The 14,512-nt window shown below is 36.0% G+C and carries 14 protein-coding genes and 1 tRNA gene; 7 read left to right on the top strand and 8 right to left on the bottom strand.

Translation table 11 applies throughout. The features are described 5' to 3' along the window. Positions 1-201: 201 nt before the first annotated feature. Positions 202-275 (top strand) — tRNA-Asp (locus KBP46_RS08565). Positions 276-560: 285 nt separating this feature from the next. After that, a complete protein-coding gene (locus KBP46_RS08560; protein WP_253297243.1) occupies positions 561-1,586 on the top strand; it encodes a L,D-transpeptidase in 1,026 nt (341 codons plus the stop codon). Here KBP46_RS08560 and KBP46_RS08555 read toward each other — a convergent pair. The 3 genes from KBP46_RS08555 to KBP46_RS08545 form a co-directional block, all read right to left on the bottom strand. Beyond that, on the bottom strand, positions 1,579-2,106 hold the full coding sequence (locus tag KBP46_RS08555; protein WP_120232994.1) for a hypothetical protein: 528 nt from the start codon (positions 2,104-2,106) through the stop codon (positions 1,579-1,581). The two genes, KBP46_RS08560 and KBP46_RS08555, sit on opposite strands and share 8 nt — an antisense overlap. 4 nt (positions 2,107-2,110) lie before the next feature. Then, positions 2,111-3,430, bottom strand: a complete 1,320-nt coding sequence (locus KBP46_RS08550; protein WP_123278159.1) for a PDZ domain-containing protein — start codon at positions 3,428-3,430, stop codon at positions 2,111-2,113. Between the two features lie 121 nt (positions 3,431-3,551). Then, entirely contained in the window at positions 3,552-4,190 is a 639-nt protein-coding gene (locus tag KBP46_RS08545) for an alpha/beta hydrolase (RefSeq protein ID WP_062676386.1), read from the bottom strand. A gap of 245 nt (positions 4,191-4,435) precedes the next feature. Between KBP46_RS08545 and KBP46_RS08540 the strand changes: the two genes are divergently transcribed. Beyond that, positions 4,436-4,867, top strand: a complete 432-nt coding sequence (locus KBP46_RS08540) for a hypothetical protein (RefSeq protein WP_228432265.1) — start codon at positions 4,436-4,438, stop codon at positions 4,865-4,867. A 44-nt stretch (positions 4,868-4,911) separates the two neighbouring features. Here KBP46_RS08540 and KBP46_RS08535 read toward each other — a convergent pair whose 3' ends face one another. Together KBP46_RS08535 and KBP46_RS08530 are read right to left on the bottom strand one after the other, a co-directional pair. Continuing rightward, entirely contained in the window at positions 4,912-5,550 is a 639-nt protein-coding gene (locus KBP46_RS08535; protein ID WP_062676385.1) for a response regulator transcription factor, read from the bottom strand. Beyond that, positions 5,540-7,513: a tetratricopeptide repeat-containing sensor histidine kinase gene (locus KBP46_RS08530; protein WP_216445132.1), complete on the bottom strand. Its 1,974-nt coding sequence runs from the start codon at positions 7,511-7,513 to the stop codon at positions 5,540-5,542. Before KBP46_RS08530 ends, KBP46_RS08535 begins: the two co-directional genes overlap by 11 nt. A gap of 201 nt (positions 7,514-7,714) precedes the next feature. On the opposite strand from KBP46_RS08530, the gene KBP46_RS08525 reads away from it, so the two are divergent. After that, positions 7,715-8,131, top strand: a complete 417-nt coding sequence (locus KBP46_RS08525) for a hypothetical protein (protein ID WP_062676383.1) — start codon at positions 7,715-7,717, stop codon at positions 8,129-8,131. Positions 8,132-8,203: 72 nt separating this feature from the next. On the opposite strand, the gene tyrS is transcribed toward KBP46_RS08525, so the two are convergent. Then, a complete protein-coding gene (gene tyrS / locus KBP46_RS08520; RefSeq protein ID WP_216445131.1) occupies positions 8,204-9,499 on the bottom strand; it encodes a tyrosine--tRNA ligase in 1,296 nt (431 codons plus the stop codon). A gap of 199 nt (positions 9,500-9,698) precedes the next feature. Between tyrS and KBP46_RS08515 the strand changes: the two genes are divergently transcribed. After that, entirely contained in the window at positions 9,699-10,259 is a 561-nt protein-coding gene (locus KBP46_RS08515) for an RNA polymerase sigma factor (RefSeq protein ID WP_034692096.1), read from the top strand. 89 nt (positions 10,260-10,348) lie between these two features. Here the strand turns inward: KBP46_RS08515 and KBP46_RS08510 are convergent, their stop codons facing one another. Beyond that, positions 10,349-10,981 carry a hypothetical protein gene (locus tag KBP46_RS08510; RefSeq protein WP_228432263.1) on the bottom strand — a complete coding sequence of 211 codons (633 nt, stop codon included), beginning with the start codon at positions 10,979-10,981 and terminating at the stop codon, positions 10,349-10,351. A 115-nt stretch (positions 10,982-11,096) separates the two neighbouring features. Here KBP46_RS08510 and lipA point away from each other — a divergent pair, with 115 nt between their 5' ends. Further along, a complete protein-coding gene (lipA, locus tag KBP46_RS08505) occupies positions 11,097-11,963 on the top strand; it encodes a lipoyl synthase (protein ID WP_002981042.1) in 867 nt (288 codons plus the stop codon). A gap of 201 nt (positions 11,964-12,164) precedes the next feature. Here the strand turns inward: lipA and KBP46_RS08500 are convergent, their stop codons facing one another. After that, entirely contained in the window at positions 12,165-13,058 is an 894-nt protein-coding gene (locus tag KBP46_RS08500) for an AraC family transcriptional regulator (RefSeq protein ID WP_062676380.1), read from the bottom strand. A gap of 183 nt (positions 13,059-13,241) precedes the next feature. Here KBP46_RS08500 and KBP46_RS08495 point away from each other — a divergent pair, with 183 nt between their 5' ends. Continuing rightward, on the top strand, positions 13,242-14,444 hold the full coding sequence (locus KBP46_RS08495) for an MFS transporter (protein WP_216445130.1): 1,203 nt from the start codon (positions 13,242-13,244) through the stop codon (positions 14,442-14,444). The last annotated feature ends 68 nt before the right edge of the window (positions 14,445-14,512 follow it).

Genomic DNA, 14,512 nt, shown 5'->3' with positions numbered 1-14,512 from the left:
TTTTTTATAATCGACTTTCTTAAATTTTCTAAGTAAAATAGGGCAGAAGAGTATTAAGTACAGCTCTATATTAATTTTTTTATCTTTGACAATCTGTATCTTAACAATAACTTTGAAAGAAAAGAAATACGTTTCTTTGGAAAAGTTAAAAAAATCTATATATTTGCACCAGTTAAAAAGCAAATGCTACCTTAAAAAATTGATCCGGTAGTTCAGCTGGTTAGAATGCCGCCCTGTCACGGCGGAGGTCGCGGGTTCGAGTCCCGTCCGGATCGCAAAAGAGTCTTCTATTTTTAGAAGGCTCTTTTATTTATTACTCCTACTTTTGAGACTTATATTTTTGTGGAAAATTTCTTGATGAAGGTAAAGTTCTGGTTTAAAATTAAGTAAGTAATTATGTTTTTCTTTGGGCTTTTCAACTATAACTCCTCATTTACAGTAATAAAGCCTCCGTTTTTTTACGGTATTTTTAAGAATGTCTTCTAGGATTCAAATTTAGGTCTGATATTTGTACTGGGTAGCCAAACTAAATGGCCGATTTATTTATGAAAAACATATCTGTGAAAAAATCCTTTTTTTATATCTGTTTATGTGCTTTTTTTCTGGTTTCCTGTAAAAAGGAAATAGAAAAAATAAGTGATACTTTTAAAGATACAGTTTCTTCTTCGGAAGTTGCGGAGGTAGAAAAGGATTCTCTAAAGAAAGATTCTGTTCCTGTCGTTAAAAAAGAATCTGTTCCGCCTGTTATGCAGGAGAATGGCTTTTATAATGCCTTTGTTCTTCCCAAAGATAAAAAGATGCGTGATTCTGTTTACGCAGAATTCAGCAAGAAATATAGTGTGGAAGAAAGAACAGCTATTTTAGCCTTAAACAGATTGGATTCTAAAAGTAAATGGAATGCCGACACCTTGGTAGTTCCTGCAAAAATAGATACCACGCTGATGGCCTATTCACCGTTTCCAATGCAACTGGATGTGTTAAGCGGAGTGAAAAAGTTTGTCATTTTCTCATATCCTATACAGGCTTTTGCGGTATACTCTAATGGAAGTCTTGTAAAATGGGGACCAACAAGTATGGGTAAAAAAGCAGCCCAGACTACAAGAGGCCTTACTTTTGCCAACTGGAAAAAGAAACTGGCTATTTCCACTGTAAGCAGCGAATGGAAACTTCCTTACAATTTTAATATTCACAATATAGGCGGAATCGGGTGGCATGAATATACACTTCCCGGATATCCTGCTTCACACTCATGTTTACGATTGTTGAGAAAAGATGCCCAATGGTTGTATTCCTATGCAGATACCTGGATTTTGAATCCCGGTGGAGCTACTACTAAAGCCAGAGGTACAGCAGTAATGGTATTCGGAGATTATAAATGGGGAGGAAGAAAACCATGGAGAAATCTTTTGGATGATCCTAATGCCAACAATATTTCCGTTGAAGAATTGACGAAACTTTTAGAACCAGACGTTCCGAAGATGCTTAAAGAACAAAGCAACAGAGAAAAAGTTGCAGATTCTATCAAAGCAGCAAAAGCAGCAGCTCTTATTCAAAATGAAAAGCCTGTAGAACCCCTGTCTAATTAATTTTCTTTTCAAATTGTAAAGTAGATTCTTCAGCAAACTTTCTAAGTTTAAGCATTTCCTCTTTACCTTTATGTTGCCCAAATCTGGCAGCGATATACGTAAGAAGAATAAAAAATAACATGATAAAAGAAGCGCTCAGTGCCCAAGGGTATTCGGCGCTTTTTATTTGCTTTTCTACGTAATACATTGTGAAAAAGGTCATCCAAAGAATAGAAAAAGAAAAATACAGGAACATAAAGAAGGTCCACACCGCAGAACTGGGACCGAAAACTCCACGTATGGTCGTATGCTCATCTTCCATTTCTATCCGTAAGGCAAGGCTGGGTTTCCAGTAATTATCATATTCTGTTTTTACCCAGATGGTAGCCACTTCTTTATTGATATTGCCTGAAAACTCATCTTTATGCTCTTCCATATATTTTTTCAGATTTTCAGCATACTCTTCCTTAGTAAGATGAGTAAACATTTTAAATCTGGGTCTGGTTCTTATTCTGTCTAAGGTGGTTTCTTCAGTATTCATATTATTATTCTTGATAAGGAATAGGGTCTTGAAGGGTAAAACTTAGTGTAAGTTTTTCATTTTTCCTTTGAATGAGCATATTGATAGTTCTACCTTCATTAGATTTCATAAGCTCTACAATTTTTTCAAGGGTCATCTCGGAAGTAGGATCTCCATTAATACTTAGAATTCTGTCTTCCTTTTTCAGACCTGCTTCATAGGCCGGCGAATCTTTTCTTACTCCGGCAATAGAAAATATAGGTTTTAGACTGAATTTATATTGAAAAGCATTTTTATAGGCGCCGTTTACTATAGTTGTCGTTTTTTGAGTTTCAATATTTATTCTGTCTTGCTGCCATTCCAGCCCGTCCTGTTTGAAATCCAATCCGCTCATATTAAAGTGAAAAGGATCATTAAAGAATCTGTTTCTTTTCAAATATAACTTTTTGTTAGGATAATCAAAAATGACTGTAAACCTGCGCATAATTTCACTGCCTATAGAGCCTTTCCTGTTTTCTACTAAATTGACGTGTTGTATAGAGAATTCATCCGGCATAGAAGTGAGAGGCTTTTCAAACTTAAAATTTCCAAGGTAAAAATTATGAATACGACTTCTTTTACCATAAATATCTCCATTAAAACCACGGCCAAGAAAATCATCAATATTAGGCCTGTTATAAACAAAATTTTTAATCAGTGTGGGGAAGAGCCATATCGCATCACTGTTTCCAAGATCAATCAGCAGTTTTGAGTCTTTCTTTTCATTTGTCATTTCTACACCTGCATACAGATAGGGCTTGTCTCTTTCAATGGTAATGGGGAATTCTTCAAATTTTCTGATTTTCTTTTCTAAAAGAGCAGCATTTTCAAATACAGTTATTTTCTTGGATGAATAATCGATATAAATAGGATGATTTTTGAAGAAATGATAGCCAATCACTCCATTTACAGGAATTCCTACGTGAGGCGAAATATTAAATTCTTCATCAATAATGATATAAAGAGACATGGAGGTATTGATAATCCCATCACCTATTTTGCCTATATTGCGCTCAGACTTCAGTCCATCAATACTTAAACTACCCCCAAGCCCGGAAAATTTGACTTTTTCAACATTGCTTAGCTTCACTTCTTTGTTTTCCAGGCTGAAAAGGATGGTTTCAGAAACTCCCGTATCCAGAAGAAAGGTGAGTTCAGCACCGTTGATATTAATAGGAATAAAGATAAGGTTGTTGATAAGCTGAAAAGGAATGACTGTTTTTTTAGTATTAATTAACTCAAAAGTATTTTGAGCATTTACAAAAATGCTTAGAAATAATCCCAGTAAAAGCAATTTAAATTTCATTTACTGAATTTACTGAATTTATCTATATGATAATAAAAAAAACATTCCAAAAACTGGAATGTTTATATAAGTTACAATGAAGTAATGTTTTTTATTAAATTTATTCCAAAATAGGTTTTGTTTATTTTGAAAAGAAGTCCATTAAATCCATATAATTCTTCTGGTTAACCCCATGCCCGCTCATATATTCTCTAAACGTGAAATAACAGCTAAGATCATAAAGAAGATCAGCTGCTTTTCTTCCCCATTCCAGAGGGATCACAGCATCATCCGTACCATGAGAAATGAAGAAACGCAGCCCCTCCAGTTTCTTTTTATCTTTTACAATACCCTCCAGAATTTTATCTTCAGGATAACTGCTCATACAGGCAACACGATTGAAAAGCTCAGGATGTTTTAAAGCCAAAGCATAACATAATATACCACCCTGGCTGAAGCCACAAAGATGAGCTTTGCTTTCCGTAAGCCCATAGTGGTTGACAATCTTTAGTATACTTTCCAGAACTGCATGTAAAGATTCGTTGGCCTGGGGAACATCAATGAAATTTTCAGGATCATTAAAATTGATATCATACCATGAATATCCTTCAAATTGAGTATCATGTGGAGCTCTGAAACTTACAATGATCCAGTCATTGGGAAGAGTTTCTCTAAAACTGAAAAGATCCTGCTCATTGCTGCCGTAGCCATGAAGCATAAAAAGAATGGGAGTTTGGGAAGTAATATTTTCCGGCTCTCTTACTAGATAATCTAAATTCATACAGCAAAGATAATTAAATTACCTGCAGAATCTTAACTTTTATTATTCATACAATGAACTTCTGTTGCACGAGGGTTTATGTGTAATGATTAATTATTTGGAGTATATTTTTGAATATTTCCGGGTCTTTCTGTTTTTATTGATTTGATATTATTTGGAAATCTTTATTGGAAATTTTTCATAAAAGTTATTTTTATATTAATAAAAAACTTATATTTGAAACATTAAAAAATCTATTTGGAGAAATGAAGCAATTTTACAATTCAAAAAGTTTACTTAGACTTTCTTTTTTATTCGTTTTATTATTTTCTGTAATCACCGTTGTTAATTCTTGTAAAAAAGATGATGATGAAGAATTTCAGGATCATGTGGTTCAATTCGAAGTGAAGACCACTGCCGGAGGAAACATTATAAGTGTTGTAACACAGGTAGGTACAGCTCAGAATACCATATACAATACTCCGCAGTCTCCTGTAACTTCACCATGGACAAGTGGAGAATTCTTTGTGAATTCCAGCCAGGCACAGCTTAATCTTGATGCGAATGCATCAATGCCGGATGATAATTCTGAATTGACAATCAATCTTTATATTGATGGTGAGATAGCAAGAACAGTGAAGAAGAAAGGTAAAGGGGTATTGGTTGCTTCTATTGATTATAGCTTCTTAGAACCTTAAATTACTTTAACAATATATAAAAAACCGCTTTTAAAGCGGTTTTTTTATTCTTCAATCATACGTTGCTGTACTGCGAGGTTAATCAATTCTGTTGAGTTCTTTGCCTGAAATTTCTGTAGCAGATTCTTACGGTGAGTGTCCACGGTAAGAGGACTTAAAAAAAGTTCTTCAGCAATTACATTACTTGTTTTTCCCTGTGCTACCATCTGTAGAATTTGTTTTTCCCTTTTAGTCAGTCTTGGAATAGGAAGGGTAGTCTGAGAAGGAAGACTGATAATCTGTTTGGTTTCATTGCAGAAAACAATATCTCCCGAAAGAGCTCCTCTGATACCTATCACAAGATCATCAATGGACGTATTTTTGAGAAGGTAACCGCTTGCTCCGTTTTGTATAGACTGCATAATAATGCTTCGTTCTGAACGGTTACTGAACATTATGACAGAGGTGCTTGGCGATATTTTTTTGATTTCTCGGCAGAGTTCTGTTCCGTTGGAATCTGGGAGCGTAATGTCCAGAAGAACAATATCTACCATTTCAGACCGGATGAAACTTAGTGTTTCTGCACCGGATGCAAAACTTCCTGCAACATTGAAGAAAGGCTGGCTTCTCAGCATCATTCTTAATCCTTCAATGACAATGGGATGATCATCTACGATGACAATATTTATTTTTTCATTCTCCATGGATGTTAAGTTCTATATTAATTGCTGTTCCTTGATCATCAGAATTGATTTCCATTTTTCCTTTCAGGTAGTTGACTCTGTTTTTCAGATTACGAAGTCCCATACTTTTGGTGGTATTTTCTATATTTTTATCAAATCCTTTTCCGTTATCTTCAATCGTGATCAGAAAATTCTCGCCGGATTGGGAGCATTGAAGCAGAATACTGCTGGCTTCGGCGTGTTTTACAGCATTGGCCAGTAACTCCTGTACAATCCTGTAAATATTAAGCTGGATATTTAAAGGTAATGCTTTGTCAATATCAATAGCCTGAAAATCAATTTCCAGGTTTTTTCTCTTGTAAAATTCACACAGGTCGAGTATCGCGGTTTCCAAACCAAAATTAAGCAATGATTCTGGCATTAAATTTCTCGCTACATGACGGAGTTCACTTACAGAGCTGTCCAGCTGCCCCAGTATCTTATAAAACTCCCGATCTTTTTCAGGGTTTAAATGACTGGAAGACCACGTAGAAAAGTTGATCTTTACGCCGGCAAGCATTCCCCCCAGACCATCATGAAGGTCTCTTGCAATACGTTCTCTTTCCCTTTCTTCGCCATCAAGAATGGCTTTGGTTAACGATAATTCTTCCTTTTGTTTAATATCATTGATTCTCTGTTCATTTATTTTTTTGTTTTTTCTGAAAATAATAAACAGGAAGATCAGAAGACTTAACGCCAGCAATAAAACAAGACCCATTCCCCACAAATAAGAGTTTTTCTTGTTAACTTCCAGATCTTTTTGATTCTTTTCAGCATTTAAAGTTGCTATTTTTCTTTCTTTTTCAGCAGTATTGAATTTAGTTTCGAGTTTGTTGATTTCAAGCTTTACATTTTCTGTATTCAAACTATCGTTGAGTTTGGAATATCTTTGTTCCCACAGGAGCGCTTCTTTAGTATCTCCCAGTTCTTCATTAAGCAGGGAAAGCTGCTTATAAAAAGTTTTTCTGTTATTAAGATCAATAGCCAGAGATTTTTCCGTTAAAACATCTTCCAGGGTAGTCTTAGCTTCTTTATATCTTTTAAGTTTCTTTAAAATGTCAAACTTGTTGAAATAAAACATTTGAGCCAGAAGATTCTGATTGTACTTTCTGGTATACAATATTCCTTTTTCTATCACAGGAAGAGCTTCCTCATTTTTCTGCCGGGTAATATACAACAGGGTTTTGCTGTAATAATAAAAAGCATTGGATGAAGATTCAGGATATGTCCTGACAAGCTTTTCGGCTTTATTCAAATACTTTTCAGCCTGGTCTCCATTGGCCTGATAACAAAAATTGTTGGCAGAATTGAGATAGGTAAAAAATAGCTCCGCAGAATTCGGATATTGTTTTTCAAGAATTTCAAGGGCTTTGTTATTATAACCTTCAGCTTTTTTAAACTGGGCATTATAAGTAAGAATAACTGCAAGCTGAGTATACAGGAATCCCAGGTTTCTGCTGTTCTTATATTTTTCAACCAATGGAATACTCTTTTCAAGCATGATTTTAACCAACGGAATATACCCCTCTTTATCCTTTTGAGAAACTCCGTAGCTGTACCAGGCAAGAGCCTGAAGAAAATCGGATTCTTCATTTTTAAATTTTGATAAAAATTGAATAGCCTGCTGATAAGAAACAGCAGCTTTGTTTTTATTCCTGTCCAGATTATACTGTCCTTCGTAATAATAATATTTTGCCGAAATAAAAGGATTGTTTTGAGCCAGTATTTTCCCTTTTGCAAGATATTTTTTACTCAAAACCGAATCACTGTTCCTGTAATAATTTGATAAAAGAAAAGAGGCCGTTGCTTTTGAAGGATCGGAATGATTTCCTTTTGTAATGTTTTGTAAGCTGTCTATATAAGCTTTCTCATTAAGCGGAATGATTTGTTGGGATTGTAAAGTAAAAGATAAAAATAGACTTAACAGGACAAGTAATCTCTTCATTATGGATCAATTCTGTAAAATGTTTTTTTAAAACGTTCAATTTAATTAAAAATTTTAGCATAAAAAATACCTGAATTTAGGTAGAAAAAATTACTGGTTTTTCAGGATTGATAGACGTACGTGATGCTCATAGCTTTGCAAACATCAAATCATGAATCATAGAATATTCAATATAGTAACTAAAATTTAAACAAAAAGATTATGAAAAAAATGAGAATGAATCAGCTGTTAAGAGGAGCATTTGTTGCAGTAATAGCAGCAATGCTTATTGGATTTACGGCTTCATGCAGTAAAGATAACGATGACAATGAGAATGGAGCAGGAAAAAGTCATAAAGTGGTTTTTAAAGCAATCGCTTCTTCAGGTAGTAATATTGAGGTAGCGGTTTATGGAATTGACGGTAATCCTACCACTGCAACAAGTCTTAGCGGAACAACATGGAGCAGCCCTGAGGTAACATCAGAACCGGGAGCATACAATGCCACCGTTGGAGTAAACGCTGTCGGACCGGATGCTTCTGCAACTTTGAAAGTTCAGATCTGGGTAGACGGAGAACTGAAGAAAGAGGGGACTTCCAGCGGACAGTATTTGTCGGCTTCTACAAGCTATACATTTTAATATTAAATTATTTTAGGACATAAAACGGGCGCTGAGATTCATCTCAGCGCCCGTTTTTATATGTATCTTTTACTAATTTGCTCTTACAATAAAGTAGCTTTTTTTACCTTTTTGTAATAATAAGAACTTACCATCGATAAGATCCGTTTCATTAGCTGTAAAAGTATCATTTACTTTTTGCTTGTTGACAGAGATTGCATTTCCTTTAATCTCTCTTTGAGCTTCACTCTTAGATTTTAAGAACCCTGACTTTTCAGAAAGAAGATCAACAATATTCACTCCTAAAACATCAGCTTTTGCAATTTCTTTATGAGGAACTCCATCAAAAACTTCAAGGAATGTTTCCTCATCAAGACTTACAAGATCTTCAGCAGTAGAACGTCCGAAAAGGATTTCAGAAGCTTTCAGTGCTTTCTCATACTCTTCTCTTCCATGTACCCAAACTGTTACTTCTTCAGCCAGTTTCTTTTGTAGTTTTCTTTCGTGTGCCGCTGTTTTGTGCTCTTCAATTAAAGCTTCAATTTCCTCTTTTCCTAAGAAAGTGTAGAACTTAATGAATCTCTCAGCATCTTCATCAGTAGCATTCAGCCAGAACTGGTAGAATTTGTAAGGAGAAGTTTTCTTTTTATCCAGCCAGTAATTTTCTCCACTTTCAGACTTCCCGAATTTGGAGCCGTCTGCTTTGGTGATCAAAGGAACCGTTAATGCAAATGCTTCACCCTGAGCTTTTCTACGGATCAATTCTGTACCTGTAGTGATATTTCCCCACTGGTCTGAACCTCCCATCTGCAGCTTTACATTATTGTTTTGGTATAAGTGGAGGAAATCATATCCCTGGATGAGCTGGTACGTAAATTCTGTAAAACTCATTCCGTCTGCCCCTGACTCTCCAGAAAACCTTTTCTTTACAGAATCTTTAGCCATCATATAGTTGACTGTGATATTTTTTCCTACATTTTTAGCAAAATCAAGGAAAGAAATATTCTTCATCCAGTCGTAGTTATTTACCAGCTCAGCTTTGTTAGGCTCGTTTCCTTCGAAGTTTAAGAATTTCGAAAGCTGGTTTTTTAAACAGTCAACATAGTGTAAAAGAGTTTCTTCATCCAAAAGATTTCTTTCAGCAGATTTTCCGGACGGATCACCAATCATTCCCGTTGCACCTCCCACTAATGCAATCGGCTTGTGGCCATGAAGCTGGAAGTGCGCTAAAATTTTTATCTGGATAAGACTTCCGATATGTAAAGAATCGGCAGTAGGATCAAAACCAATATATGCAGTAGTTACCTCTTTATTCAGTTGTTCATCGGTTCCTGGCATCATATCGGCAAACAAACCACGCCACTTTAGTTCTTCTATAAAGGAATTCATTGATTTTTAACTTTAAAATTTTAAGATGCAAAGATAGTAAATTCATAAGTATTAAGGGTAAAAGCGAAACAGCAAAAATGTAGGGAAAAGAAAGTCACAAATCATGAAAATCTTTGTTAACTTTAAGAATTGAACAAGTTCACATTTTTGCCCTTTTACTCCTTTGTTTTTCACCCCAAATAATCTATATTTGCTATTAATGAACGACGAACAGCTATTCCTGCTCATCCAGAAGGCAAAAGATAAAGATCAGAAGGCCCAGACTAAACTCATCAATATTTTTTGGGTAGATGTTTTCTCTTTTGTCATGAAAAAGGTAAGAGATGAAAATGATGCGGATGAAATTACCGTCAATGTTTTTTCAAAAGTATTGTCAAAACTGGATATGTTTGATCCTCATTTTCAGTTCAAGACCTGGATATTGACCATTGCCCAAAATACTGTTATTGATTTCTGGAGAAAGAAGAATCGGGATAACGAAGACGCTGTTGAAAACCTTGATGAAGTCAAAAACCAATATGCAAAATCACCTGAAGAGCTTCTGATTTCTGAAGAAGAACAAAAGAAAATCATCAAAACCATAGAATCTCTGGATGCCAATTATCAGGACATTATCAAGCTGAGATTTTTTGAAGAAAAAAGCATCAAAGAAATTGCTGAAGAGCTGGGAATCTCCGTTGCCAATACTAAAGTAAGAGTAATGCGAGCCAAAAAAGTCTTAGCCGAACTGTTGAAGAATAATGAATTTGATGATCATTAAGCTCAATAATTCAATACATACTATTCAATAGAAACGTATTTTAACCCGTTTACTAAAAATACAAATTCAAAATTGGCTTTAGCCAAAGATTAAAAATAAACCTCTTCTTTTGTTTTCGGAAGAACTATTTTTTGCTGCTTTTTCTGATTTCTGTTCTGCAGATTGATCTTCAGCCCTTTTTTAATATAAGTTTCTTTTAAAGACTTACCATATTCCGCAGTATTTTCTACCTCTTTTGAATAATTAAGCTGTCCAGTTGAAAGGTTAAAATCTATCTCTTTCCAGTAATCACCAGGTCTTCCGGAAGTGGAGGAGGTTCCTATGAGCTCAAAATGCCCGTTCTGAAATCTATATTTATCTGTAACATCCCATTTCCAGCTGCTTCCGCCGTTTTGGGAAATAATCAGAATTCCTTTTTCTATTTTAGTTTCTCCATAAGGATCACCCATCATCCCTCCGCCATTGCTTTCCATAACAGCGTTTCTGGATTTTTCAAGAATAGTCCATGCTCCACCTGTTTTTTTCAGAATCTGAATTTCACGGATGTTTCCCATATCAGTCGTATCCTTTGTATTGTAAATAATTACTTTCTCAGGAATTTTATCACCATCAAGATCACCATCTACTGTTTCAATAACTGAAGAACCTGCAGGCTGAAATTGTTTTTGGGCCAGACAAAATGTTCCGCATACAGCGAATAAAAGAAAGAATATTTTTTTCATAAGAATATTTTGAACAGATAAATATACAAATGAAATTTGAATGATCAATTTCATCAATATATCCGGTTGATGGTTTCCATTAAAAAATCCTTAACTTTGAGCTTCAATTTTAGAAATGGAAAATTCAGTTCAAGACACTACCGTTCAAAAACCAAAATGGATCCGCGTAAAACTTCCTACCGGAAAGAATTACAGAGAGCTGAGAACTTTGGTTGATAAATATAAATTAAATACCATTTGCCAAAGCGGAAGCTGCCCGAACATGGGAGAATGTTGGGGTGAAGGTACAGCTACTTTCATGATTTTAGGAAATATCTGTACAAGAAGCTGTGGATTCTGTGGCGTAAAAACAGGAAAACCGCTTGACGTAAACTGGGACGAACCTGAAAAAGTAGCAAGATCCATCAAATTAATGAAGATCAAACATGCCGTGCTTACTTCTGTAGACCGCGATGATCTGAAAGATATGGGTTCTATTCTTTGGGGAGAAACAGTGAATGCTGTCAGAAGAATCTCTCCGGGAACCACAATGGAAACATTGATTCCTGACTTTCAGGGTATCACAAAACACCTTGACAGATTAGTAGAAGTTGCTCCTGAAGTAATCTCTCACAACATGGAAACCGTAAAACGTCTGACCAGAGAAGTGAGAATTCAGGCAAAATACGAAAGAAGCCTTGAAGTATTAAGATACCTGAAAGAAGCCGGACAAAGAAGAACCAAAACAGGGGTAATGCTTGGATTAGGTGAAACTAAAGATGAGGTTTTCCAGACGATCGAAGATATCAGAAATGCCAATGTAGATGTCATTACACTTGGACAATACCTACAGCCGACTAAAAAACATCTTCCGGTAAAGAAATTTATCACTCCTGAAGAATTTGATGAATTCGGGGATTTTGCAAGAAGCCTAGGTTTCAGACATGTTGAAAGTTCTCCTCTTGTAAGAAGTTCTTACCACGCAGAAAAACATATTCACTAAAAATACAGACCGTTCAGCAATGAGCGGTTTTTTGTTTTTTTAGGTAGCAGATTAAAGGTGATAGGTTGCAGGTATTAGTGGTTGCTAATGAAGGCGGCAATATTTACAATACGGCTGTCATCATTCCCATCCTTTGGAGGGGTGGCAAAAATTCAAAGAATTTTTGACGGGGTGGTTCCTACAACACTCAACAAACCCTACTTAACAAGTCGTATCCTTCTTAATCACTCCAATCCTACCATTTATTTCAATCGGTCTGAAATGTTTTTTCTTAAACTCCGAAGGCGTTTCTCCCGTATGCTGTTTGAAAAGTTTATTAAAATAAGAAAGACTTTCAAAACCTACCTGAAAACAAACTTCTGTCACAGACTGATCTTTGAGCAGGAATATTTTAGCCTGATTGATCCTGTAATTGTTAACAAAATCAGTAAACGTCATATTCGTCTGCTTTTTAAAATACCGGCAGAAAGCAGGAGTACTCAAACTGACAACCTGGGCCACTTCATTGACATTGGGCTTCCGGTCATAATTTTCGTGGATATAATCGTAGATGGTTCCCATTCTGATTTTGTCATTCAAAAACCATTTGATCCGGGTATCTTCCTTATTCAATTCTTTCACTTCTGTGGAATGGGCAAGAATTTGCAGAATTTCAATCAGCCCAACCAAGGATTCAAAAGAGTTTTTATCTTTAATAGCCTGTAGTTTTTCAACAACTGTATTTTTGGTTTCTCCGGAAAATGAAAGTCCGAGATAGGAACGTTCCAAAAGGTTCTTAATATTCTCAAATTCCGGAACAGGAAGGATAATATCCTGAAGGAAGCTTTCCCGCATCTGTAATACAAGCTGCCTGCATTCGGTCTGAATACCATAGTCAAAATTAAGATGAGGAACGTTGGAACCAATCAGTAAAAGATCGCTATCCGTAAAGCCGGAAATGTTTTTTCCAACGTGGCGGATTCCATTCACAGCTTCTACATACACCAGTTCAATTTCCGGATGATAATGCCAGAAAAAACAGTTTTTCAGAGAAGGAGAAAATAGCTTGAAGGATTTCCCTTTTTCAAACTCAATAATTTCTTTCTGGATCTTCATTTTGTTCTTATTTGATTGTTTCTGAATTTAAAATTAAGTAAAAAGGTTAATATGGAGCAAATTTTTATCATTCAAGTAGGAGTGAAATTCAAACTTTCTTGCGATTTTTGCACTTTCAAAATAAAGATACTCAGGTGATCCTTTAACTTGAAGGAAATTAATTCAGAAAAAGATTTAGAGACAATGAAGATTGATAAAAGAATAATACCACTGGCAATTGGTGGTTTAGGGATAGGAACTACGGAATTTACCGTCATGGGACTGCTGCCGGATATTGCCAAAACATTACAGATTACGATTCCGCAAGCCGGACATTTGATTTCAGCATATGCCATGGGCGTGGTTATCGGAGCTCCAATCCTGATTGGATATTCTGTAAAATTCCCTCCGAAAAAAGTCCTGATGGCTTTTATGATCCTTTTTACATTATTTAATGCGCTTTCGGCTATTGCACCGGGATATAACAGTATGCTGGTTATCCGTTTTATGTCCGGACTTCCGCATGGAGCCTTCTTCGGTGTAGGAACAGTAGTGGCTTCAAGAATGGCAGGAAAAGGAAAAGAAGCATTTTATATATCGATGATGTTTACAGGGCTTACGGTTGCCAATCTCGCAATGGTGCCTCTGGTCACCTATATCGGGCATACGTTCCACTGGAGGCTGTACTTTGCTATTGTGGCTGTTATCGGACTTTTTGCCATCTTATTTTTAAAACTGTGGCTTCCGAATCTGGAATCCAACCAGAATACCCACTTTATGGAAGAACTGAAATTCCTTAAAAATAAACAGTCGTGGCTGGTATTGGCTATTACAGCCATTGGATTTGGAGGATTGTTCACATGGTTGAGCTATATTACTCCTTTAATGACTGTTGTTGCCGGGATTAAAAGCAGCCAGATGGCTTATGTAATGGTCCTTGCCGGGGCCGGAATGGTAGTTGGAAACCTGGTGGGTGGTATTGTTTCAGATAAATTAGGCCCGGAAAAAACCTGTGTATTACTGATTTTCCTTATGATGATCTCTCTTGGAGGTGTTTTCTTCCTTGCAGAATACAAGAATATTGCTTTGATACTGACGTTCATGTGTGGTGCGCTCTCAATGTCTATCGCATCACCCATCAATATTATGATGATGAAAGCTGCCCCGAAAAGTGAAATGATGGCCGCGGCTTTTATGCAGGCAGGGTTCAATATTGCCAATGCAATGGGAGCGTTCCTTGGAGGAATTCCTTTGGAGTATGGTTACTCCTTCAACTATCCATCGTTGGTGGGAGTAGGGATGACCTTTATCGGATTGGTTATAAGCGTAAGATATATGTACCTGTACGGCTCAAAAACTCAGAATGAAGAAGAAATAGCTGCAGAATGCGTCTCATGCGATAAATAAAAATGAGTCATAGTGAAAATAACATCGCCTGTTTCAGTAAGAAACAGGCGATTTTTTATCAAATAAAT

It is taken from the genome of Chryseobacterium sp. PCH239 (assembly GCF_018924625.1).
Classification (GTDB): domain Bacteria; phylum Bacteroidota; class Bacteroidia; order Flavobacteriales; family Weeksellaceae; genus Chryseobacterium; species Chryseobacterium cucumeris.
Note: the sequence above shows the minus strand (reverse complement) of the source record. Positions and strands in the feature narration are given on the sequence as shown.

What these genes read in the sequence shown, in the direction of transcription:
- lipA (WP_002981042.1), top strand. Translation starts at nt 11,097, where the DNA reads ATGGAAAATTCAGTTCAAGACACTACCGTTCAAAAACCAAAATGGATC.
- KBP46_RS08545 (WP_062676386.1), bottom strand. Translation starts at nt 4,190, where the DNA reads ATGAATTTAGATTATCTAGTAAGAGAGCCGGAAAATATTACTTCCCAA.
- KBP46_RS08555 (WP_120232994.1), bottom strand. Translation starts at nt 2,106, where the DNA reads ATGAATACTGAAGAAACCACCTTAGACAGAATAAGAACCAGACCCAGA.
- KBP46_RS08540 (WP_228432265.1), top strand. Translation starts at nt 4,436, where the DNA reads ATGAAGCAATTTTACAATTCAAAAAGTTTACTTAGACTTTCTTTTTTA.
- KBP46_RS08510 (WP_228432263.1), bottom strand. Translation starts at nt 10,981, where the DNA reads ATGAAAAAAATATTCTTTCTTTTATTCGCTGTATGCGGAACATTTTGT.
- KBP46_RS08495 (WP_216445130.1), top strand. Translation starts at nt 13,242, where the DNA reads ATGAAGATTGATAAAAGAATAATACCACTGGCAATTGGTGGTTTAGGG.
- KBP46_RS08515 (WP_034692096.1), top strand. Translation starts at nt 9,699, where the DNA reads ATGAACGACGAACAGCTATTCCTGCTCATCCAGAAGGCAAAAGATAAA.
- KBP46_RS08500 (WP_062676380.1), bottom strand. Translation starts at nt 13,058, where the DNA reads ATGAAGATCCAGAAAGAAATTATTGAGTTTGAAAAAGGGAAATCCTTC.
- tyrS (WP_216445131.1), bottom strand. Translation starts at nt 9,499, where the DNA reads ATGAATTCCTTTATAGAAGAACTAAAGTGGCGTGGTTTGTTTGCCGAT.
- KBP46_RS08550 (WP_123278159.1), bottom strand. Translation starts at nt 3,430, where the DNA reads ATGAAATTTAAATTGCTTTTACTGGGATTATTTCTAAGCATTTTTGTA.
- KBP46_RS08530 (WP_216445132.1), bottom strand. Translation starts at nt 7,513, where the DNA reads ATGAAGAGATTACTTGTCCTGTTAAGTCTATTTTTATCTTTTACTTTA.
- KBP46_RS08535 (WP_062676385.1), bottom strand. Translation starts at nt 5,550, where the DNA reads ATGGAGAATGAAAAAATAAATATTGTCATCGTAGATGATCATCCCATT.
- KBP46_RS08525 (WP_062676383.1), top strand. Translation starts at nt 7,715, where the DNA reads ATGAAAAAAATGAGAATGAATCAGCTGTTAAGAGGAGCATTTGTTGCA.